Source organism: Streptomyces panaciradicis, assembly GCF_023516615.1.
GTDB lineage: Bacteria > Actinomycetota > Actinomycetes > Streptomycetales > Streptomycetaceae > Streptomyces > Streptomyces panaciradicis.
Genome location: NZ_JAMGBF010000172.1, coordinates 1 through 22,641, shown reverse-complemented (window position 1 = coordinate 22,641; position 22,641 = coordinate 1). Strand labels below are relative to the sequence as shown.

The 22,641-nt window shown below is 73.1% G+C and carries 16 protein-coding genes; 4 read left to right on the top strand and 12 right to left on the bottom strand.

Annotated elements, in window-relative coordinates:
- Positions 1-665 (bottom strand): ABC transporter ATP-binding protein (locus tag M8J74_RS38130; protein ID WP_372500403.1); only part of this gene is annotated, 665 nt, incomplete at its 3' end.
- Positions 658-1,575 (bottom strand): ABC transporter permease, encoded by a 918-nt coding sequence (locus M8J74_RS38125; RefSeq protein ID WP_249840819.1) that lies wholly within the window; start codon positions 1,573-1,575, stop codon positions 658-660. The genes M8J74_RS38130 and M8J74_RS38125, both read right to left, overlap by 8 nt.
- 332 nt (positions 1,576-1,907) lie before the next feature.
- Between M8J74_RS38125 and M8J74_RS38120 the strand changes: the two genes are divergently transcribed.
- Positions 1,908-2,534: a TetR/AcrR family transcriptional regulator gene (locus tag M8J74_RS38120; RefSeq protein ID WP_249840818.1), complete on the top strand. Its 627-nt coding sequence runs from the start codon at positions 1,908-1,910 to the stop codon at positions 2,532-2,534.
- 35 nt (positions 2,535-2,569) lie between these two features.
- Here M8J74_RS38120 and galE read toward each other — a convergent pair whose 3' ends face one another.
- Positions 2,570-3,550: a UDP-glucose 4-epimerase GalE gene (gene galE / locus M8J74_RS38115; protein WP_249840817.1), complete on the bottom strand. Its 981-nt coding sequence runs from the start codon at positions 3,548-3,550 to the stop codon at positions 2,570-2,572.
- 67 nt (positions 3,551-3,617) lie between these two features.
- Positions 3,618-4,883 carry a glycosyltransferase 87 family protein gene (locus M8J74_RS38110; protein ID WP_249840816.1) on the bottom strand — a complete coding sequence of 422 codons (1,266 nt, stop codon included), beginning with the start codon at positions 4,881-4,883 and terminating at the stop codon, positions 3,618-3,620.
- A gap of 113 nt (positions 4,884-4,996) precedes the next feature.
- Here M8J74_RS38110 and M8J74_RS38105 point away from each other — a divergent pair, with 113 nt between their 5' ends.
- Positions 4,997-6,508, top strand: a complete 1,512-nt coding sequence (locus M8J74_RS38105) for a glycosyltransferase family 39 protein (RefSeq protein ID WP_249840815.1) — start codon at positions 4,997-4,999, stop codon at positions 6,506-6,508.
- On the opposite strand, the gene M8J74_RS38100 is transcribed toward M8J74_RS38105, so the two are convergent.
- Positions 6,503-6,988 (bottom strand): MarR family winged helix-turn-helix transcriptional regulator, encoded by a 486-nt coding sequence (locus tag M8J74_RS38100; RefSeq protein ID WP_372500402.1) that lies wholly within the window; start codon positions 6,986-6,988, stop codon positions 6,503-6,505. The two genes, M8J74_RS38105 and M8J74_RS38100, sit on opposite strands and share 6 nt — an antisense overlap.
- A 123-nt stretch (positions 6,989-7,111) precedes the next feature.
- Here M8J74_RS38100 and M8J74_RS38095 point away from each other — a divergent pair, with 123 nt between their 5' ends.
- On the top strand, positions 7,112-7,525 hold the full coding sequence (locus tag M8J74_RS38095) for an organic hydroperoxide resistance protein (protein ID WP_249840813.1): 414 nt from the start codon (positions 7,112-7,114) through the stop codon (positions 7,523-7,525).
- Positions 7,526-7,647: 122 nt separating this feature from the next.
- Positions 7,648-8,952 carry a hypothetical protein gene (locus M8J74_RS38090; protein ID WP_249840812.1) on the top strand — a complete coding sequence of 435 codons (1,305 nt, stop codon included), beginning with the start codon at positions 7,648-7,650 and terminating at the stop codon, positions 8,950-8,952.
- On the opposite strand, the gene M8J74_RS38085 is transcribed toward M8J74_RS38090, so the two are convergent.
- From M8J74_RS38085 to M8J74_RS38055, 7 genes are all read right to left on the bottom strand, one after another.
- Complete coding sequence (locus tag M8J74_RS38085) at positions 8,940-11,180, bottom strand: bifunctional glycosyltransferase/CDP-glycerol:glycerophosphate glycerophosphotransferase (protein ID WP_249840811.1); 2,241 nt, start codon at positions 11,178-11,180, stop codon at positions 8,940-8,942. The genes M8J74_RS38090 and M8J74_RS38085 overlap by 13 nt on opposite strands.
- A gap of 1 nt (position 11,181) precedes the next feature.
- Complete coding sequence (locus M8J74_RS38080; protein WP_249840810.1) at positions 11,182-13,383, bottom strand: CDP-glycerol glycerophosphotransferase family protein; 2,202 nt, start codon at positions 13,381-13,383, stop codon at positions 11,182-11,184.
- A 151-nt stretch (positions 13,384-13,534) separates the two neighbouring features.
- On the bottom strand, positions 13,535-15,736 hold the full coding sequence (locus M8J74_RS38075; protein ID WP_249840809.1) for a bifunctional glycosyltransferase/CDP-glycerol:glycerophosphate glycerophosphotransferase: 2,202 nt from the start codon (positions 15,734-15,736) through the stop codon (positions 13,535-13,537).
- Positions 15,737-15,870: 134 nt separating this feature from the next.
- On the bottom strand, positions 15,871-16,752 hold the full coding sequence (locus tag M8J74_RS38070) for a carbohydrate ABC transporter permease (RefSeq protein WP_249840808.1): 882 nt from the start codon (positions 16,750-16,752) through the stop codon (positions 15,871-15,873).
- Positions 16,749-18,101 (bottom strand): carbohydrate ABC transporter permease, encoded by a 1,353-nt coding sequence (locus M8J74_RS38065; RefSeq protein ID WP_249840807.1) that lies wholly within the window; start codon positions 18,099-18,101, stop codon positions 16,749-16,751. The genes M8J74_RS38070 and M8J74_RS38065 overlap by 4 nt, the downstream gene beginning before the upstream one ends.
- Before the next feature lie 10 nt (positions 18,102-18,111).
- Positions 18,112-19,485: an ABC transporter substrate-binding protein gene (locus tag M8J74_RS38060; RefSeq protein WP_249840806.1), complete on the bottom strand. Its 1,374-nt coding sequence runs from the start codon at positions 19,483-19,485 to the stop codon at positions 18,112-18,114.
- 161 nt (positions 19,486-19,646) lie between these two features.
- Positions 19,647-22,641 (bottom strand): FtsK/SpoIIIE domain-containing protein (locus tag M8J74_RS38055; RefSeq protein WP_249840805.1); only part of this gene is annotated, 2,995 nt, incomplete at its 5' end.

The window sequence follows — 22,641 nt, the reverse complement described above, 5'->3', positions numbered from 1 at the left end:
TCGCGGATGCGCTCCTCGGAGCGGCGCTGGAAGGACCGGTCGCCGGTGGCGAGCGCCTCGTCGATGAGCAGGACGTCGTGGTCCTTGGCGGCGGCGATGGAGAAGCGCAGCCGGGCGCCCATGCCGGAGGAGTAGGTCCGCATGGGCAGGGTGATGAAGTCGCCCTTCTCGTTGATGCCGGAGAAGTCGACGATCGACTGGTAGCGGTCCTTGATCTCCTCGCGGGACATGCCCATCGCCAGTCCGCCGAGGAAGACGTTCTTCTCGCCGGTCAGATCGCCCATGAGGGCGGCGTTGACGCCGAGGAGCGAGGGCTGGCCGTTGGTGTAGATGTGGCCGTTCTCCACCGGCAGCAGGCCCGCGATCGCCTTGAGCAGCGTGGACTTGCCGGAACCGTTGGTGCCGATGAGGCCGATCGCCTCGCCCTTGTAGGCGACGAACGACACCTTCTTGACGGCGTGCACCGTGCGCACGCCGGCCGCCTGCTCGGCCTGCCGGCGGCGCAGCATGCGGTTGAGGGCGGCGGTGGCGGAGCCCCGGCCGGCGCCGGTGCCGTTGACGCGGTAGACGATGTCGACGCCGTCGACGACGATCGTGGGGATCAGTTCGCCGGGCGCGGTGCCGGCGGGGATCCGGTCGGTGATCTCGAAGGTCTGCTCAGCCACGGCCGTAGGTCTCCTCAGCCTTCCAGAAGTAGATGAACCCGCCGACGCCCAGGACCACGGCCCATCCGACGGCCAGCAGCCACACGTGCGGCGGCAGCTGACGGGCGTGGAAGCTGTCGATCAGGGCGTAGCGCATCAGGTCGATGTAGACGGCGGCGGGCTGGGCCTTGAGCACCGGGTTCACCCAGCTCGGCAGCCCGCTGTGCTGGCCGGTCAGCTTGTCGATGTTCCACATGACACCGGAGACGTACATCCAGGTGCGCAGCACGAACGGCATCAGCTGGGCGATGTCCGGGGTCTTGGCGCCCATCCGGGCCATGATCATCGCGAAGCCGGCGTTGAAGGTGAACTGCAGCACCAGCGCCGGGATCGCCAGCACCCAGGAGGCGGACACCGGGACGCCGAAGCAGAGCAGGATCACGACCAGGGCGGCCATGGAGAACAGCAACTGCTGCAGCTGCTGCAGGCAGAAGGAGATGGGCAGGGCGGCCCGGGGGAAGTGCAGGGCGCGCACCAGTCCGAGGTTGCCGGAGATCGCGCGGGTGCCCGTCAGGATCGAGCTCTGCGTGAACGTCCAGATGAACACGCCCGTCACCAGGAACGGGATGTAGTCCGGCACGCCCTTCTTGGTGTGCAGCAGGACGCCGAAGATGAAGTAGTACACCGCCGCGTTCAGCAGCGGGGTCATGACCTGCCATACCTGGCCGAGCTTCGCCTGGCTGTACTGCGCGGTGAGCTTGGCGGTGGCGAACGCGGTGATGAAGTGGCGCCGGGCCCACAGCTGCCGGACGTACGCGGGCAGGGAGGGGCGGGCACCGCTGACCGTGAGGCCGTGGCGGGCGGCGAGGGCCGCGAGGTCGTCGTCGGCCGCGGCCGGCGTCGAGGGCGGGGTGTGGAGGACCTGGCTCACATCCGGTGCTTTCGCTCGGGGGAGGGGGTGGCGCTGGAAAGCTCTGTGACGCCGTGTCCCTTTGCCCCGCGTTTCCTTACGCTTCTCTTCACGTTCTCTTACGTCGGGACGGGACCGTATCGTCGCAACGTGAGCGTAGGACGATTGGGCGTCGGAACGCAACCGTTTCGTCGTGACGTGTTGCCGGCGCTCTGCGTGGGGACGGGACCGTATCGTCGCAACGTGAGCGTAGGACGATTGGGCGTCGGAACGCAACCGTTTCGTCGTGACGTGTTGCCGGCGCTCTGCGTGGGGACGGGACCGTATCGTCGCAACGCCCTATGCTGGACCGCATGACGACGAACGCCGACGAGCCCCAGACGCGTCCGCGCCGCCGGACCCCCGCCGGAGCGGCGGTGCTCCGGGAGGACGTGACGGAGGCCATCCGGGCGGCCGTCTTCGAGGAACTCGCGGCCGTCGGCTACGCGCGCATGTCGATCGAGGGCATCGCGCGCCGCGCGGGCGTCGGCAAGACGGCCGTGTACCGCCGCTGGAAGTCCAAGCTGCACCTGGTCCTCGACGTCGTCTCGGCGCTCGCGGTGATGGGCCTGCCGACGCCCGACACCGGCTCCCTGGAGGGCGACCTGCGCCTGCTGTACGAGGTCACCTCCCGCGCCCTGCGCCACCCGGTGGCCTCGCAGATCATCCCCGACCTGCAGGCCGAGGCCGCCCGCAACCCGGAGATCGCCGAGGCCATGCAGAAGACGCTGCGCGAGGGCCAGGAGGGCGTGGCCCTCAAGATCCTGGTGGCGGCCGAGCGGCGCGGCGAGGTCCGCGCCGGCTTCGACGAGGAGCTGGCCCTGGACCTGATCTCGGGCCCGCTGTACTGGCGCTCGGTGGTGATCCGCAGCCCCAAGCTGCCCAAGGGCTACCTGGACGCCCTGGCACGGGCCACCGCGCAGGCCGTCAAGGCGCTGTGAGGCCCACGGCGCCGGCCTGAGCCCGGCGGCAGGCGCTAGCTGCGCGCCGCCTCCGGGTGGAGGCGCACCCAGCCCTCCCAGGCCGAGAGGATCATGTCCTGGACGTCGTGCTTGGCCTTCCAGGCCAGTTCGGCGGCGGCGCGGTCGGCGGAGGCGACGACGCGGGGCGGGTCGCCGGGGCGGCGCGGGGTGACCGTCGGAGGGCGGTCGTATCCGGTGAGGGCGTTGATGCGGTCGACCATCTCGCGCACCGACACGCCCTCGCCGCGCCCGATGTTGAGCGTGAGGTCCCGGCCCGGGGTGGCGCGCAGCGCGCGGGCGGCGGCCACGTGGGCCTCGGCGAGGTCGACGACGTGGATGTAGTCGCGTACACAGGTGCCGTCGGGGGTGGGGTAGTCGTCGCCGAAGATGCGCGGGGGAGCGTGCTCGGTGAGCTTCTCGAAGACCATGGGGACGAGGTTGAAGACGCCGACGTCGGCCAGTTCCGGGGCCGCCGCGCCCGCCACGTTGAAGTAGCGGAGCGAGGCCGTGGCGAGGCCGGTCGCGCAGCCCGCGGCGCGGACCAGCCACTCGCCGGCCAGCTTCGTCTCCCCGTAGGGCGACATCGGGACGCAGGGCGTCTCCTCGGTGACGAGGTCCACGTCCGGCATGCCGTAGACCGCGGCGGACGAGGAGAACACGAAGGACGGGACGCCCGCCGTCGTCACCGCCTCCAGCAGGACGCGCAGGCCCTCCACGTTCTGCCGCCAGTAGTGCAGCGGCAGGTCCAGCGACTCGCCGACCTGCTTCTTCGCGGCCAGATGCACGACACCGGTGACCTCGTGCTCGGCGAGGACCTGCGCCAGCCGCTCGCCGTCCAGCGTGGAGGCCACCACCAGCGGCACCTCCTCCGGCACGCGCGCGGCGATGCCGGTGGACAGGTCGTCGTACACGACGGTCCGTTCACCCGCCCGGGTCATCGCCCGGACGACGTGCGCCCCGATGTACCCGGCACCGCCGGTGATCAGCCAGGTCATGTGCGGTCGTCCTCTCGCTCCCGGTGCGCGGTCGGTGTCCCGCGTATCAGTCAACCAGGCGGGACCGTCACACGGGGACGGGCGAGCCGACGCCCTGGTTGTCGGGGGACATCACGGGTGCGCTGACGGGCGCCGGGGGCGTGGTCGAGCGCCACACGCGCGTGAAGGACAGCACGGCGGCCGCCGCGAGCAGGCCGTTGCGCAGGAGCATCAGACCGCAGCCCGTCCAGGTGCAGGCCATCACCTGGTGGTAGAGGGCCGGATAGGCGACCGCGCTGACCGCGGTCGCCGCCACGACCAGGGCCGCCACCGGGCGCTGCACGGTGTGCCGCGAGGTCAGGCACACGGCGGCCAGGCCGAGCAGCCAGATCATGTACTGGGGGCTGATGACGCGGCTGGTGACGGTGAAGAGCAGAACGGCACTGAAGGCGGCGTCGTACGGCGTCGCGGGCGTCCAGCGCCGGGCTCGCAGCCGCCACAGCAGCAGCAGGCCGAAGGCGACGGCGGTCAGCGCGAGGGAGGCGTAGGCGACGGCCCGGACGTGCGGGCCGGTGAACTCCATGGCGCCGTACTGGTAGCGCACCCGTCCCGGCCACCCGGCGTGCGTGGCGAGGGAGAGCGCGGTGCCGCCCAGGGACTCGATCTGCACGCCCCGGCCGCCCTGTTCGCGCAGGAAGGAGAACGGGTGGGCGAACAGCGCCGCGAAGACGCCCAGCGCGACGGCTCCCGCCCCGGTCGCCCACGACCACGCCGAGCGCGTCGTCGGCCCCTTGGGCGTGCCCAGCAGCACCAGCGCGGGCCACACCTTCACCACGGCGCCCAGCGCCGCGAACACCCCGGAGACGCGCGTGGAACGCCCCATCGTCAACAGGGAGATGACGGCGAGCGCCGTGACCTGGACGTCGTACCGGACGAGCGGGACGTGCAGCAGCAGCGGTAGGCCGCCCACCCACACCCAGGCGCCGAGGAGGCTGCGGTTGCGGCGGCGGCCCGCGTGGGTCAGCGCCAGGGCGGTCGCGGCGTCGGTGGCGAGGGTGAGGGCGACGAACGCCTGAAAGTACGTCAGGCCCGGCAGCAGCGCGGGCGACAGCAGGACCGCGCCGGCGCCGGGCGGGTACTGCCAGAGCGGGTCGTGGGTCGGGAAGGTGCCCGTCGAGAGGACGTCGTACCAGTGGTGGTACAGCCGCCACACCTCCCGGGCGACGGTGCCCCGGCCGAGCGCGGGCAGTTGACCGTGGGTGAGGAGCCACAGCATCGCGGCCCGGGTGGCGAGCCAGCCGGCGGCGAGGACGAGGCGCGGATGCTTCCTGAGGGGGTTCGGCGCGGCATTCATCACCGCGGATGGTAAGCCGGGCGAATGGTGTATGCGTGCTAATACACCGTCAATCGTCGGTAAGAGCTTGCCAACACCACAAACTCGGCTGCGTGACGAACGTTAGCTGGTGTATGGAGAGCGAGGTTTCGCAGCGGGCGCGCCGCCGCCGGTGGACGCGGGCGGAGGCCGTGGCCGTGGGCGTGCCGGCCGCCGTGATGCTGGTGCTCGGGCTGTGGGGCGTCGACCGGGGCGGGATGTGGGGCGACGAGAGCGTCAGCTACCTCGTGGCGCGCCGCACCGTGCCGCAGATCTGGCAGCTGCTGCACACCGTCGACGCCGTGCACGGCCTCTACTACCTGTTCATGCACCTCGTCCTCGCCGTCCACCCCGGCGAGGTCGTTCTGCGGCTGCCGTCGGTGTGCGGGGCCGCCGCGGCCGCCGGCCTGGTCGCGGCGCTCGGCACCCGGCTGGTCCGGCCGCGCGTCGGCCTGTGGGCCGGCCTGCTCTACGCCGTCACCCCGATGACCGGCCACTACGCCCAGGAGGGCCGCTCGTACGCGCTCGTCTCGGCCGGCGTGGCGGGTGCGACCCTGCTCCTGGTGCGTGCCCTGCGGGAGGAGGGCGGGCGCCGCTGGTGGCCGTACGCGAGCCTGCTCGCGGTGACCTGCCTGCTGCACGAACTGGCGGTCCTGGTGCTCCTCGCGCACGCGACGACGCTCGCGCTGGCGCGGGCGGAGCGCCGGGTGTGGGCCGGCTGGGGGCGCGCGGCGGGCGCGGTGGCCGTCGTGCTGCTGCCGCTGGCCTGGGTGTCCGAGGGCCAGTCGGGCCAGGTGTCGTGGCTGCGGACGCCCGGCTGGCCGCAGGTGGAGGTGCTGGGCCGGTCCTTCGCCGCCGCCCCGGAGGGGCCCGTGTTCTGGGGGTGCGTGCTGCTCGCGGCCGTGGGACTGACCGCCCGGCGGCTCGCGGTGGTCGCTCTGCCGCTGCTGGTGCTGCCGCCCGCGGTCCTGCTGCTCGTGTCGCAGATCCAGCCGCTCTACGACGACCGGTACGTGCTGTACGCGCTCGCGGGGGCGCCCCTGCTGGTGGCGGCCGGCGCCGACCGGCTGGTGACGGCCGCCGGGCGCCTGCTGCCGCGCGTGCCGAGCCGGCCGCCGCGCCCTCTCGTGCCCCTCGCCGGTGCGGTGGCCGTCGCGCTGGTCTTCGTCGCGTGGCTTCCCCTGCAGCGGGAGAACCGTTCCGCGGCCCACCGCCCCGAGAACTTCGCGGCCGTCTCGGCGGCCGTCGCCCGCCAGGCCCGCCCCGGGGACGCGGTGCTCTTCCTGCCGGCGTTCTGGCGGGTGGGCGCGCAGGCGTACCCGAAGGGCTTCGGGCGGGCCCGCGACGTTGCGCTCGCGGAGTCCGGCGCCCGGTCCGGGACGCTCAGCGGTCTGGAGGCGCCGCCCGGGGAACTGCGGCGCCGGCTCGCCGCGGTGGACCGGGTGTGGGTCGTGGCCCCCGGATACGCCCTGACGTCGCGCTGGGTGCCGAGCGACCCGGTCGACCGGCTGAAACTCGACGCCGTGGAGGAGCACTTCACCCACGTCGAGGGGTTCGCCAGCGGCCGGATCACCCTCGGGCTGTACGTGCGCCGTCCGCGGCTATGAGTCCTCCCGCGCCGCCTGGACGGCGGCCTCGTCCAGGGCGGTGGTGAGGTCGTCGAGGCGGGCGCGCAGGGCGCGGATCTCGTCCACGTCGAAGCTCGTGGCCGTGACGATGCGGCGCGGCACCTCCAGCGCCCGCTCGCGCAGGGCGGAACCCTCCTCGGTGAGCCGTACCTCCACCGAGCGCTCGTCGCGGGTGCTGCGCTCACGGCGGACCAGACCCGCCGCCTCCAGCCGCTTGAGCAGGGGGGAGAGGGTGCCGGAGTCCAGACGCAGGTGCTCGCCCAGCTTCTTGACCGGCAGGTCGCCGTGCTCCCACAGCACCAGCATCACCAGGTACTGCGGGTAGGTGAGCCCGAGGTCCTTGAGGACCACGCGGTACAGGCCGCCGAAGGCGCGCGAGGCGGCGTGCAGGGAGAAGCAGATCTGCTGGTCGAGGCGGAGCCAGTCGGCCGCGGGTGTCGGAGTCGGCGAGGTGCTCATGCCTCCAGGATAGCCCTTGCCCACCATTTAGTTGTGCGCAATTGAATTGTGTGCTCTACTTGTGGCTGTCAGGCGGCCGACGCAAGGGCCGCCGGAACGTGATTTCGAGAGGGATGGTCATCCATGGACGCGCTCTACACCGCTGTCGCCACCGCCACCCACGGCCGCGACGGTCGCGCCTTCACCAACGACGGCAAGATCGACGTCAAGCTGGCGCCCCCGGTGGAGCTGGGCGGCAACGGCGAGGGCACCAACCCCGAGCAGCTGTTCGCCGCCGGTTACGCCGCCTGTTTCGGCAGCGCCCTCGGTCTCGTCGGCCGCCAGGCCAAGGTCGACGTCAGCGACGCCGCCGTCACCGCCGAGGTCGGCATAGGCAAGCAGGGCGAGGGCTTCGGCCTCAAGGTCACGCTGCGCGTCGAGCTGCCCGACGGCGTGGACGAGGCGACCGGCCGCAAGCTGGTGGAGACCGCCCACCAGGTCTGCCCGTACTCCAACGCCACCCGCGGCAACGTCGAGGTCGACCTCGTCATCGAGTAGTCCCCGCACCCGTCGACCGACCCGCACCGGCACCGCCGGTGCGGGTCGGCGCGTTCCGCGGTCCGCGACACCCGGACGGACCTGGCGGGATCACGCCGTCCCGCGTGATAGGCCATGTCCCTATGTGGCGGCTTTCCTTCTGGTTCTCCCTCATTGCCCTGGTTTTCGCCGTCGCGCAGTCGGCGGAGATCCAGGGGCGCGCCCGCATGGACACCCGCCAGTACGTGGCGCACGCCTACATGCTGCAGGGGGTCGGGCGCGAAGAGGCCTCCCTGCGCGCGCTGGAGTACTTCTGCGACAGCGCGCGCGTGGCCGCCGCCCGGCACGCGAGCGCCGACCTCGCCACATACCGCGACCACGACGGCGGCGCTTCCGCCTACCGCGACTGCCGCGCACGCGGGGAACGCCTCATCGCCCAGGCCGCCGGGCGCACCGACATCACCGGGTACCGCGCCCTGTTCAGCGACCCGCGCGTCTCCGAGATCTTCGCGACCCGCCCCGGATACCCGGCCTTCACCATCCCCTTCACCCGCGCCTTCGGCCTGGTCCGCGGCCTGTGGGCGGCCGCGGTCGTGGTGACCGTCCTGGGCAGCGCCTTCGTCGTGCTGATCCTGCGCCGCCTGGGCGTCTCGCCCCCGCTCGCCCTGCTCGGGCAGGTCCTCTACTACACGCTGCCGACCGGCACGGAATCCATGCAGCCCATGTGCGAGGGACTGCTGCTGTGCCTGCTCCTCGCGGGAGTCCTCGGCTGCGTCCTGGTCCTCGAAGGCCGCGTCCGGTCGGGTACGGCGCTCTCCGTCGCCGCGTTCGCCGCGGCCGCCTGCGTGAAGTACGCGCAGACCCTGCTCGCCGTCGGCGCGGTCGCCGGCGTCCTCGCGCTGTACCTGTGCGTGCGGTGGGGCAGAAAGCGGGAGTTCCCCCGGCCCGAACGGACGCTGCTCGCGGTCACGGGCCTGTTCGCCGTGGCGCTCCAGCTCGTGATCGCCGCTCTCGCGCTGCCCGGCACCCGGGCCAGCGTCCAGGAACTCCTGGCCGTCCACTACAGCAGGCCCCTGCCCCCGCACCTGCTGCACCAGTTCCTCCGCCTGAGCCTCGCCTTCTGGCGGGAGTGGCTGCGCGGCGCGCTGGTGCAGCCCCTGAACCTGCTCCTGCTCGCGGCCGGCGCCTGGGGAGCCCTGCGGTACCACCGCCCGTTCGGGCTCCTGGTCGTCGGCGTCGCCGTCGCGGGCTTCGTCAACCAGGCCGGGCACCCCGAGACGGCCATGGGGCCGCGGCTGCTGGTCATGGCGAGCCTGCTGCCCGTGTGCGGCATCCCCCTGCTGATCGAGAGCCACACCGCGCGCCGCGCCCGGAGGGGACAGGACGGCGCGGTCCTGCCCCCTCGCACGGAACACCGGCTCGCGGCCCCCGAAGGTCAGCTGTACTGAGGCAGCCGGGCCGAGCCGTCGGCCGCCCGCGGAATGCTCACCGCCGCCTCCCCGCCGGTCTCCGCCGACTCGCCCAGCAGCACCTGCCGTACGACCCGCTCGGCGGCCCGCCCGTCGTCGAACTCGCAGAACCGCTCCCGGAACGCGGCCCGCAGCCCCGCCGACTCCTCGTCCCGCCAGGTGCCCGAGGCGAACAGCCAGGCCAGCTCCCGGTACGAGCGCGACACGTGGCCCGGCGCCTCGGCGGTGATGTCGAAGTAGGCGCCCCGGCTCGCCGCGTACGCGCCCCAGTCGTCGGCGTGCACGACGATCGGCCGGTCGAGGTTGGCGTAGTCGAACATCAGGGCCGAGTAGTCGGTGACCAGTACGTCGGAGGCCAGCATCAGCTCCTCGACGTGCGGTTCGTCCGTCGCGTCGACCAGGACGCCCCGCCCGTGCAGATCGGCCAGCCCCATCCCGCGCGCCGTACCCGAGGCGAGAGTGGGGTGCAGGCGGACGACGAGGGTGTGGCCGGCGCCCAGGTCCGCGGCGAACCGGGCCAGGTCGATCCGGTCGACGTGCCCGCCGCGGCGGTACTCCCGGCGGGTCGGCGCGTACAGCACGACCGTGTCGCCCGCGGGGATGCCGAGGCGGGCGCGGACGGCCGCGGCGCGGTCCGCCGGGGCGTCGACGAGGACGTCGTTGCGCGGGCTGCCCGTGCGCAGCGAGGTGAAGTGGCACGGGTAGGCCCGCTCCCACACCAGCTCCGAGTGCCGGTTGGCGACCAGGCTCAGGTCCCAGCGGTCGGCGCGGTGCAGCATCTTCGGCACACTGAAGCCGTGCCGGGCGCCCGGCTTGCCCAGCAGGTCGGCGCCCATGTACTTGAGCGGGGTGCCCTGATGGGTCTGGACGTGCACCTGGCCGGGGCGCTTGGCCAGACTGCCGGGCCAGTTGACGTTGTTCACCCAGTACGTGGCCCGCGCCATGACCGCGTGGTAGCGGCGTGAGCCGGGCGTGACGAAGTCGATGCCGGGCGGCACCTCGGCCACCGACTCCTCCCGCACCACCCACACCCCGCGCAGCTGCGGCGCGATCTCGCGGGCCTTGGCGTGGATCGCGGCCGGGTCGCCCGAGACACCCGCGTGGTGGGTGGAGGAGTAGACGACGAGGTGCGGATCCAGCGGCAGCCGCGACCGGGCCCCGTACCAGGCGCCCTGCGCCGACGCCGACACCTTCGCCGCCACCCGCCGCTTGGCCGCCCCGGCGAGCCTGCGCGCCCCGCGGGCGCCGCGCAGGGCCGCGTACGAGGCGTAGGGCGTGCTCGCCAGCAGCCGCATCTCGGTGCCGCGCGGACCCTCGGGCGGGGTGAAGCCCTCGGGGCAGTGGCGGCGGTGGAAGGCGCGGATCTCGCGGTGGAAGGCGCCCCGGTCGGACGGGGTCACCCGGTCCTCGCGGGAGATGACGTACAGCATGTGGTCCATGGCCCGCTCGAACAGCAGCGGACGCGCCCAGGCGAGGTCCTCGCGCTCCTCCAGGAACGCGAACAGCCCCTCGTACTGCGGGAAGATCTCGAAGTGCCTGCGCCCCGGCGTCTTGGTGATCGCGCCCTGCCGGCGCTGCCGGTACTCGACGCCGATCCGGTTCAGGCAGGCGATGCGCTCGGCGAGCACCATCGACCGGTAGGTAACGGGGGCGTCCTCGTACAGCCCCGGCGCGTACCGGAAGCCGTGCTCCTGGAAGAAGTCCCGGCGGTAGGCCTTGTTCCAGGCGACCAGGAACAGGTGGACGTACTGCGGGCTCTCGCGCAGGCTGAAGACGTCCTGCCCGGCCGCGGCCAGCAGCGCGGAGGCGTCGCTCGGCCCGCCTCGGCCCCACCAGTGGGTGCGCACGTGGTCGAAGACCACGATGTCCGGGTCCTCGGCCGACCTCAGCCGGTCGGCGACGGCGGCCAGCAGCCCCGGCGTGTAGAAGTCGTCGCTGTCGAGGAAGAGGACGTAGTCGCCGCGCGCCTGCTCCAGTCCCGCGTTGCGGGCGCGGCCGAGGCCGACGTTCTCGGGCAGGTGCAGCACGCGCACCCGCTCGTCGCGCTCCGCGTACTCGTCGAGGATCGCGCCGCAGCCGTCGGGCGAGCGGTCGTCGACGGCGACGACCTCGAAGTCCGGGTACGACTGCGTGAGTACGGAGTCCAGGCACTCGCGCAGGTAGCCCTGCACCTTGAAGACGGGGACGATGATGCTGAAGCGGGGCACGTCAGCTCCTTGCGAGGGTCGTCGCGGCGGGGGCGGGCAGGCGCTCGGCGAGGGGGATCACCGGCGGGATCGCTTCCGGTGGCTGGCCCAGCAGCACCCGGCGCACCACCCGCTCGCTCGCGCGCCCGTCGTCGAACTGGCAGAACCGCTCCCGGAACGCGGCCCGCGCCGCGGCGGACTCCGGCCCCGCCCAGGAGCCGTCGCGGAAGACGCGCGCCAGCTCCTCGGGCGTGCGGGCCACCGGCCCCGGGGGCAGCTCCATCAGGTCGAAGTAGACGCCCCGGGTCTCGCGGTAGACGTCCCAGTCGTCGACGTACACGACCATCGGCCGGTCCAGGTTGGCGTAGTCGAACATGATCGAGGAGTAGTCGGTGATCAGGGCGTCCGCGGCCAGGCACACGTCCTCGGAGGAGCGGTGCGCGGTGACGTCGATGATCCGGCCGGTGTCCCTCGCCCTGCCCTGGTCGTAGAAGTAGTGGGCGCGCAGCAGGACGACGACGTCCTCGCCGGCCTCCTCGCAGAAGGCCTCCAGGTCCAGCCCGGTCTCGAAACCGGTGTGGTAGTCGCGGTGGGTGGGCGCGTACAGGACGGCCGTCTTGCCCTCCGGCACGCCCAGCTCCCGCCGGACGCGCGCTACGTCGTCGGCCGTGGCCGTGTAGTAGACGTCGTTGCGCGGATAGCCGTACTCGAGCGTCTCGTGCGCGGCCGGGAAGGCCCGCTCCCACATCTCGGTCGAGTGGCGGTTGGAGGTGAGGTTGTAGTCCCAGCGGTCGACGCGGGCCAGCAGCTTGGCGAAGCTGCCGGTCGCCGCGGCCACCACGGGGTACGTGGCCTGGTCGACGCCCATCTTCTTCAGCGGGGTGCCGTGCTGGGTCGACAGGTGCACGCTGCCCTCGCGCTTGACGACGGCATCGGCGAAGTTGGCGTTGTTGACCAGGTACTTGGCGCGGGCCAGCACGTCCCAGTACTTCGCGCTGCCGATCACCGCGTACTCGATGTCCTTCGGCACGGTGTGCGCCTGGTCCGGCTCGACCAGGAACACCGACCTCAGGTGCGGGGCGAGTTCGCGGGCCTTGGCGTGGATCGCGGCCGGGTTGCATGCGTACCCGCGGCCCCAATAGGCGCAGTACACCGCCAGGTTCGGGTCGATCGGGCGGCGCAGGGCGCGACGGTAGCGCAGCCGGGTGCGCAGACCCTGCGGACGCGGCACCGCCTGAAGGACGCTCACGGCCGCCTGGTTGGCGCCGCGCAGGGCACGGAACGCCGTGTGGGCGCCGCTCGCCAGCAGCCGGTGCTGGACGCCGAGGCTGCCGGCCGGGGTACGGAACTCGGCCGGGCGGTGCCGGCGGTAGAGCCTGCTCGCCCGGCGGAAGAAGGCGCGGCGCCCGGTCGTCAGACGCCGGGGGTGGGCGGCCGTCTTCAGCACCGCGGTGAACAGGTGGTCGAACAGGGGCAGCGTCCGCTCCCCGTGCAGGCCGAGTTCGGCGGCGCGGGTGAGGACCAGCTCGACCTGGTCGAGCAGCTGGAGATGGTGCTCGCCCGGCAGGCTCAGCCGGCTGCCCTGCCGCCGCACCAGATGCCGGACGACGACCTCGCGCAGCACCGCCGCCTTCTCCGCCCGCAGGGCGACCAGACCGCCGAAGCCGACGTCCGTGAAGTGACCGTCGGGGAAGTGGATCCGGTGGTCGGTGAGGAAGGCGCGACGGTAGGCCGCGCTCCACGCCGGGAGCTGTACGCCGGTCAGCTGCGGGACCTGGTCGGGAGCGAAGGCGCCCTCGGGGGTCTTCGGCAGCAGCAGGGCGGCCGGGTTGGTCGGCTCGCCCTCCCACCAGGGGACGCGCTCGTGCTCGGCGTACAGCACGTCGACGTCGCCCGTCTCCGCGAGGCGGGCGTCCAGCGCGGCCAGCGCGCCCGGCACCAGGACGTCGTCGCCGTCGAGGAACAGCAGATAGGTACCCGTCGCCGCCCCCGCACCGGCGTTGCGCGCCCCGGCGAGACCTGCCGACGGGGGCGAGTGCACGGGGACGACGCGGGTGTCCCGCTCGGCGTACCCGGCGGTGACGTCCGCCGCGGGCGCGTCGGGCCCGTCGCAGACCGGGATCAGCTCGAAGTCGCCGTAGGACTGGGCGAGGACGGAGTCCAGCGCCTGGGACAGCCGGCCCGCCACCCCATGGGACGGAACGATGATGCTGAAGCGGGGCATTCTGCTCTTTCTCTCGAGGGTCGGCGGGAGCCGCGGGCGGGCCTCAGCCGAGGCGGCCGGGCCGCCCCGCGGGACGCCAGGTGGACGGCCGGCTCGGCGTGGGCCGCGACGGGCTGGAGGGCATGCGAACTCCCCGGAGTGAGAACGGCGTTCAGAGGCTGTCGGTGACGGTCAGGTGGCCGGTGGGTTGCGGCACGGTGGCCTGCGGCGGGTGCGTGCGGGCCGCGGCGGCCGACGGCACGGGATGGCGGTCGGCGAGCGGGACGACCGGCGGCAGGCCCCGCTCGCCCAGCACGACGTGCCGCACCACCCGTTCGCCGGCGCGCCCGTCGTCGTAGGGGCAGAAGCGCTCGCGGAACGCGGTGCGCAGCTGGGTGGAGCGGGAGCCGCGCCAGTGGCCGGTGGCGAAGATGTCGATCAGCTCGTCCTCGCTGCGGGCGACCGCGCCCGGCGGGAAGGCGCGCACGTCGAAGTAGGTGCCGCGGGCCGCCTCGTACGCCTCCCAGTCGGGGGCGTGCAGGACGATCGGGCGGTCGAGGTTGGCGTAGTCGAACATCAGGGGCGCGTAGTCGGTGATCAACGCGTCCGAGGCGAGGGCGAGTTCCTCGACGCTCGGATGGCCGGTGACGTCGATGATCCGGGAGTCCCGCGGCACCGGGCCGTGCGGGCGGGCCAGGACGACGTAGCGGGGGCCCAGGCGGCGCAGGACGCGTTCCAGGTCCAGGGGGGAGCCCTGGGTGCGGCGGTAGTCGCGGTGGACGGGCGTGTACAGCAGCGCGACGGTGTCGTCGGGGATGCCGAGGGACTCTCGCACGCGCGTGACGTCGGCCGAAGTGGCCCTCTGGAAGCGGTCGTTGCGGGGAAGGCCGTATTCGAGGGTGGTGTACGTGCCCGGGTGGACGCGCTCGAGGACGAGGGTGGAGTGGCGGTTGCCCGACAGGACGTAGTCCCACCGGTCCACGCCCTCGAGCAGCCGCTCGAAGTCCATGTCCCGTGCGGCGGCCGGGCGTTCCTGGAGATCGAGGCCCATGTGCCCGAGCGGGGTGCCCCGTTGGGTCTGGATCAGGACCTGTCCGGGGCGCTTGACCAGGCGGGGTTCGAAGTCGGTGTCGCTGACGAGGTATGCGGAGCGGGCCAGGGCCGACCAGTAGGCGGCCGTGTCGGGCCGGGGCAGCCAGGCCGTGCGGATGTGCGGTACGACCGCGCGGAACGCCTCCGCCAGGGCGCCCGGGTTGCCACCGCTTCCCCGGCCCTCGCAGGCGGCGAAGACGGCGCGGTCGGCGCGCAGGGGGAGGCGGAGCTGGACGCGGTAGTGCAGCCGCAGGGCCCCGGTCCGCAGGGCGCGGACGAGCTTGACGGTCAGCTTGAGCGTGCGGCGGCGGGCGGCCGCCACCGACTGCAGGGCCCGGTAGGTGCGGTGCAGGCCCCAGCGGATCAGGGCGTGACGCAGCCGGGAGCTGAACGGCACGGGGGAGCCGGGGACGCGGTAGCGGCGGTAGTGGGCGCGGGCCCTGCGCAGGAACTCGGCGCGCGAACCGCGCGGCAGGCGGTCGCGGCGGGCGAGGATCTTCGTCAGGTGGTCGACCATGCGGCGGAACAACACCGCCCGCCAGCACGCCAGTTCGGGCCGCGCCTCGACGTACGCGAAGACCCGGTCGTACTGCTCGAAGACGTCGAAGTGCTTACGGCTGGTGGTGGAGAGGATGTTGCCCTGGCGGCGCTGGCGGTAGTGGACGCACACCCGGTCCAGGGTGCTGATCGACTCGGCGGCCATCAGGACCGGGAACGTCCACGGGGTGTCCTCGTAGTAGCCGGGCGGGAAGGCGAAGCCCTCGCGCTCGACGAACTCCCGCCGGTACGCCTTGTTCCAGGCCACCATCAGCAGCTGCAGCAGGCCCGGGCGGTCCTCCAGACGGAACGGCGCGGGTCCCTGTTCGGCGAGCTGGGCGGAGACGACGTTGCGGACGGCCTCGCCCGACCAGTAGGTGCGCGCGTAGTCGTAGACCAGGACCTCCGGCTCGCCGGTCTCCTTCAGACGGTCGGCGATCGCGCGCAGGGCGTGCGGGGTGAGGGTGTCGTCGCCGTCCAGGAACACCAGGTAGTCGCCCTTCGCCTGCTCCATGCCGGCGTTGCGGGCGCCGCCCAGGCCCCGGTTCTCGGGCAGGTGCAGGGGGCGCACGCGCGGGTCCCGGGACGCGAACTCGTCGGCGATCGCGCCCGATCCGTCCGGTGAGCAGTCGTCGACCACGATCAGCTCCAGATCCGGCCACGACTGCGTCAGCACCGATTCCAGGCATTCGCTCACGTACGCCTGAACCTTGTACACGGGGACGATGACACTGAACCTGGGCAAGGCACATCCATGGGGTCGGCGCGGACGACGGGGCCTTGCCCGGGAACGGCCGATGGAGTGACTTGGTTACGGCTGCGTACGGCATAAGGGGGACACCCGGCGAACGGGTGTCCCCACCTACGGTGCCCTTCCGGCTACTTGACGGCGCCCGCCATCACGCCGGACACGAACTGCCGCTGGAACGCGAAGAACACGACGAGCGGGATCACCATCGAGATGAACGCGCCGGGCGCGAGCACGTCGATGTTGTTGCCGAACTGCCGTACCTGCTGCTGCAGGGCGACCGTCAGCGGCTGTGACTGCGAGTCGGAGAAGACCAGCGCGACCAGCATGTCGTTCCACACCCACAGGAACTGGAAGATGCCCAGCGAGGCGATGGCCGGGGCGCCCAGCGGGAGGACGACGGTGAGGAACAGCCGGGTCTCACCGGCGCCGTCCAGCCGTGCCGCCTCCAGCAGTTCGCGGGGGATCTCCGCGAAGAAGTTCCTGAGCAGGAAGATGGCGAACGGCAGGCCGAAGCCCACGTGGAAGAGGACCACGCCGATGATGTCGCCGAAGATCCCGATCTTGCCGAAGAGGTCGGCGAGCGGGATCAGCGCCACCTGGACGGGCACCACGAGCAGCGCCACCACGACCAGGAACCACCAGTCGCGGCCCTTGAAGTCCATCCAGGCGAAGGCGTATCCGGCCATCGCGCCGAAGAGCACCACCAGCAGCGTCGCCGGGACCGTGATCCAGATGGTGTTGAACAGCGAGTGGGTGATCGCGTCGTTCTCCAGGAGCGACTTGTAGCTCTTGGCGGTCAGCTGACCGGGCGCGCCGAACACCTTCCACCAGCCCGAGGTGGCGATGTCGGTCGGGTCGCGGAAGGAGGAGACCAGCAGGCCGAAGGTCGGCACCAGCCAGAACACCGCGACCAGCACGAGGACGACGCGCAGGACGCCGCCGCCCGCCCCGCTCGCCACCTTCGCGGCGAAGGAGCGCTTGGCGCGCACGGTCGTGTCGAGGGTCGTCACCGCTGCCGCTCCCTTCGCAGGCGCCGGATGTTCACGATCATCACGGGCAGCACGAGCAGCAGCAGGATCACGCCGATCGCGCTGCCGACGCCCTCGTTGCCGCCGCCGCCGAACGACGACAGGAACAGCTGCAGGGCCAGGACGTTGGCGTCGTCCTGACTGGGTTGCGGCGCGATGATGTAGACCAGGTCGAAGATCTTCATCACGTTGATCATCAGCGTGATGAGGACGACGGCCAGGACCGGCGCGAGCAGCGGCACGGTGATCCGCCGGAACACCTGCCACTCGTTGGCGCCGTCGACCCGGGCCGCCTCGATCAGGTTGCGGTCCACGCCCGCCAGGCCCGCCGCGATCAGCACCATCGCGAAGCCGGCCCACATCCACACGTAACTGCCGATGATGGCCGGGGTGACCAGGGTCGGGCCCAGCCAGTCGATGCCGTTGTAGGGCGCCGAGAAGTTCGAGGCGGGCAGCCGCAGTTGCGCCCCCTCCGCCTTCGCGGGGAGGGCGAAGGTGCCGTCCGCGCCGCTCTTGGCGGAGGCGACCACCGTGCCGCCCTTCACGGCCTCCACCTTCACGCCCTTCAGCGCCTTCTCACCGGGGTCGACCTTGCCCTTGGTGCCGCCGCCGCCCAGCTTGAAGTCCAGCCAGACGGTGCCGGTGATGCCGGACCCGGACGGCATCTTCGCGTTCTCGGGGTTGCCGGGCAGCTTGGTGGGGGCGATGCCGACCAGGGGGAGCAGCGCGGGGGTGCCCGCGTGCACGGTGCCGGTGCTGGTGAACGAGCCGCCGCCGGACGGCCTCAGATCGCTGACGGCCGCGTTCGGACGGGCGTTGGGGTAGACGGACGACGAGACGAAGGTGTCGTGGACGGACTTGGCGACCGCGTTGGCGGCGCCGAGGTTCGGGTCCTGCTCGTAGACCAGGCGGAAGATGATCCCGGCCGCCAGCATCGAGATCGCCATCGGCATGAAGACGATCAGCTTGAACGCCGTGCCGAAACGCACCCGTTCGGTCAGCACCGCGAAGATCAGGCCGAGCGCGGTGACGACCGCGGGCGCGACCGCCACCCAGATCGCGGTGTTGCGCACGGCGGTCAGCGTGGCGTCGTTGGAGAAGATGTCGCCGTAGTTCTTCAGCCCGACGAAGCCCGACCCGTCGGCGTCGTAGAGGCTGCGCCAGACCGAGTACCCGATCGGGTAGACCACGAGCGCCCCGAGCAGCACGAGCGCGGGCAGCAGGAACAGCGCCGCCACCCACAGCCGTGTGCCCGTGACGCTCTTGCGCGGTTCGGCGGAGGGCGTCGGCAGTACGCCGGCGCCCTCCGCCGTGTTCGCCACTGACGTCATCGCCGGACCGTCAGCTCGCGCCGTACGCCTTGGCCGCGTCGGCCTCCAGCTTCTGCTGGGCGCCGGCGACGTCCTTCGGGTTGCGCAGGAAGTCCTGCAGGTCCTTCCACTCGCCGGTGCCCGCCGTGCCGCCGAAGGCCGCCGGGGCCTGGTCCGACATGTCGAAGCGGAAGTTGTCGCCGGCCGCGAGCAGTTGCCGGGCGATCTGCTTGGTGATGGCGTCCTTGTACTTGGACATGTCCATCGCCTTGTTCGGCGACAGGATGCCGCCCTGCGCCGCCCAGATCTCCGCCGCGTCCGTCGAGGCCAGGAACGTCAGCAGCGCCTGCGCGCCCGTGCCGCTCTTCAGCGCCACGGCGACGTCACCGCCGCTGACCACGGGGGCCTGTGAGCCGACCGCCGGGAACGGGAACACCTTGGCGTCCGTGCCCAGCTTCGCCTTCGTGTCGCCGTTGATGTTCGCGGCCACGAAGTCGCCCTCGAAGACCATGCCCGCCGGGGTGGAACCGGAGAAGGTCTGGGTGACCGACTTCGGGAACTCCGTGTTCAGCGCGCCCTTGGTGCCGCCCGCGATCAGGTCGTTCTTGCCCCACAGCTGGGCGAGCGTGGTCAGGGCCTGCTTGACGGACGGGTCCGTCCACTTGATCTTGTGCGCGGCCAGCTGGTCGTACTTGTCCGGACCGGCCTGCGAAAGATAGACGTTCTCGAACCAGTCGGTGAGCGTCCAGCCGTCCGCGCCGCCGATCGAGACGGCCGGGGACCCGGCGTCGGACAGCGTCTGCGCGGTGGTCAGGAAGTCCTTCCAGGTCTTCGGGGTGTCCTTGATGCCCGCCGCGTCGAAGGCCGCGGTGTTGTACCAGACCAGGGACTTGTTGGCGGCCTTGGCGTAGACGCCGTACTGGGTGCCCTTCCAGGCGCCCAGATCCACCCAGCCCTTGGAGAAGTTCTTCGTCAGCTGGGCCTTGGCGTCCGCTCCGAGCGGCTTGAGCCAGCCCTTGTCCGCGAACTGGTGCAGCACGCCGACCTGGGGCAGGAACGCGACGTCCGGCGGCTTTCCGCCCTGGATCTTGGTACCGAGGAAGGTGGAGGTGTTGTTCCCGGTGGGGACGAAGTTGATTTTCGCGCCGGTGCGCTTCTTGAACTCGTCCATGACCTTCATGAAGTTGGCCTGCTCCGCGCCGGTCCAGACGGCGGCGACCTCCAGGGTCTGGCCGTCGAGCTTGGGGAGCTTCAGGCCACTGCTGCTCTCCGAGCCCCCTCCGCCGCCGCCCTTGTTGTCGCTGCCGCCACAGCCCGCCAACGCGAGGGTGAGAGCGGCCGCGAGGAGAGCGGCCGCCGGTTTGGCGGCCCTGAGTGTGCGGTTCTTGCTGCTCGTGCTGCGCATCACTGCCCCGTTCTTCGGTTCTCGTCGAACGTCGAGCGCTGTCCCGTGTGATCTGGTCTACGCCTGAGGGATGGGGTCGGCAAGTACGCGTCCCGTGTCAACTCCAGGATCGTGACCACGTCGTGACGGGGCATGAGGCGATGAGCGGATGCGGCCGCCCGCTACAGCAGCGACGGCACCTCCGCCGCCGAGACCTCACGGGCCGCCCGCTCCAGCGCGCTCGCCAGCAGGGCCAGGTCCGTCGGGCCGTTGCCCAGTTCCCGTACGGGACGGCGGGCCGGCGGGTCGCCCATGCGCTGCCAGTCCAGCGGGACGACGGTGGGGCGCAGGGTGGCCGTTCGCGGGATGCGGCCCGTGACGCGGCCGCCCTGGAAGGGAGTCGTCCGGCCGTCCGCCGCGGTCAGCCGGCCGCGGCCCGGCGACGGCTCCTCCGGGCCGGAACCCGGCGGTTCCAGAGTCACCCGTACGGTCGCCAGCCGTGCCGGTCCCGACTCCGCCGTACGGCCGCCCGGGCCCGCCGCGGCGACGAGATGGACGCCGAGCCGCTCGCCCTCGCGGGCCACCGCCTCCAGCGCCCGCACGACCGAACCCGCCGCCGGGCGGCCGGGGGAGCCGAGCGCCGGGGAGACCAGGGCGTCCAGGTCGTCGACGACCACCACGAGGCGGGGCAGCGGCGGTGCCGCCTCCGTCTGCCGGCGGGACGCCGCCGGACGCAGCCGCATCGTCGAACTGGGCGGGCTGTCCAGATCCCCCGCGCCGGCCGCGCCGGAGGCCGGGGCGCCGCGCGCCGCCGTGGACCGCTGGGACACCATCCGGCCCGACAGTTCACGGCCCGTGTGCCACTCGGCGAAGTCGGAACGGCCCAGCAGCTCCGCCCTGCGCTTCAGCTCGGCGCTCAGCGACTGGGCGAACTCCCGCATCCGCACCGGGTCGTTGGCGCTCAGGTGGGTCGTGACGTGCGGGACGTCCGTGCACACGCGCAGGCCCTCGCCGTGACTGCCCGCGGTGGTGCCCACGCCGTCCCGGCCGTCCACCAGGACGATGCCGAGGCGGTCGGGGCGCTCGGCCGCGGCGAGCGAGGCGACCACGGCCCGCAGCAGCTCCGTACGGCCGCTGCCCGCCGGGCCCTCGATCAGCAGGTGCGGTCCGTCGGCGGCGAGGTCCGCGCCGACCGGGCCGCGCGGTCCGGCGCCGAGCACGGCGCAGGCCCGTCCGCCGAGCGAGCCGGGGTCGTCCGCCGCGGCCGCCCAACGCGCCATCAGCGACGCCGGGGTGGCTCTGGCGAGACCCAACTCGTCCAGCAGCCGCGCCGTCTGGGGCAGCGGCACGGACACCCTCGGCTGCCGGTCGGCACCGGAGCCGTCGGGCCGGAGCGGCGCCAGCGCCCGCGCGAACCGCTCGGCCCAGGCCGGCGAGACGGCGTCGACGGCGGCGACGGTGCCGGGGGCTATGAGGCCGGTGTGCGGGGCGTGGGCGCCGGAGGCGGCGGTCCGGGCGGCCGGCGTGGGGGAGTCGGAGGGGATGGCGGTGGTGCTTGCGGTGGCAGGGGCGGTGGGGATTCCCCGGCTGGTGCTGGTGCTGGTGCTGGTGCTGGTGCTGGTGCCGACGCCGGCAGCCGGGCGGGGGGCCTCCGCGGTGCCGGTGGCGCTGCCGGGTGGCGTGGCGGCCCGTGCCACCCGCATCAGCCGCAGCGCCGTCGCCACGTCGCCGCTCAGCAGCGCCACCGCGCCGCACTCCCGGAAGGTCGGCGCCGCCTCGCAGGCCGCCTCGTACGTCTCCGTCAACGGCGAGGCCGGGGAGGCGGGGGCCGTCTCCGCGAGGCACACGAGGTGGATCCCGGCGTCGGGTCCCTCCACCGCGAGCCGCGCCACCGCCTCGCGCACGTCGGCGCCACCGGGGTCGCCGTCCACGACGACCACCGTGTACGGCCCCGGGAAGCCCTCCGGTCCGTCGGCGCCGTCGTCGTCCCGGGCCCAGGAGGGCCTGTGCAGGGCCCCACGGGCCGGGGCGCGGCGCTCGTCACCGGCCGGCCCGTCCGCCCGCCGGACGGAGCTCGGGCCGTCGAGGCCGGTCGTGCACGGCGCTGTCGAGCCGTTCGGGTGCGCGGTGCCGCCGGTCGCCGTGCCGGGGACCGGGGTGCGCGTGCCGGTCGGTGTGCGTGTTCCGTGCGCCGTCTCCGCCTGCTGGTCCTCCAGCCGGCGCAGCAGTTCCTCCGTGCGGGCCGTCGCCTGTTCGCGGTCGTAGGCCAGCAGGAGGCGGCAGTCCTGGGCGTGGGCGGGGCGCAGGTGGGGGAGCCAGCCGAGCCAGGACCACTCCGCCGTGCGCTCCTCCACGGAGCGGGAGCGGTCCGCGCTGATCAGCACGATCTCCAGGGTCTCGGGCGAGTGCAGTGCCGCGAGCTGGGCGAGTACCGCGCGCGCCAGTCCGGCGAGCCGGTCGCGCGGCCCGGCCAGGCCCAGCGCCCCGGCCTCGCGCAGGTTCGCCGTCACCGGCACCGCGGGCAGCAGGCCGGAGCCGTCGAGGGCGGGCCGGTCCGCCGTGCCGAGCCGAACCGTGAGCGCCTCCGGGTGCCCGGGGCCGCGCTCCCAGAGCCGGGGGCCCGGTCCGAGCGCCGTCAGCAGCAGGGCGGCCGGGTCCGGCCAGGTCTCCGGGAGCTGGGAACCGGCGTGCGGGGCGGGCCCGGCGGCCGGGGAAGCGGAGTCCGGGGCGCCGTACGCCTCCGGCGCGGTCGACGTCTGCTCCGCGCGCCCGCCGGCCAGCTTCCGCGCCCACGAGGACAGGCCGCCGCGCCTGCGGACGCCCGGGGGGACGTCCGTGCCGCGCAGGGGTGTGCCCTTGCGCCGGCCGGTTCCGGGGCCCGGAACCATGCTCTCCTCGTCAGCCGCTGAGCGGGCGCGCGCACCGGATGGCGCCTCGTCGGGCGCGGGGGCGTGCGTGTCCTGCCCGGTGGCGTCCCACGCCAGGGCGCCGGAGCGTCCCGCGTGTGTGTCACCCGCCGTGTCACCGCGGTTCTCGATCCCGGGCGCTCGGCCCTGCCCCGGCACGACCGGCGGTTCGGCGGAGGCACGCCCCGGGGCGTGCCGCGTCGCGGACGGGTCCTCGCCGTCGGCCGCGCGCGCGTGCGGAACGGCCGTGCGCCCGTCCACGCCCGCGGAC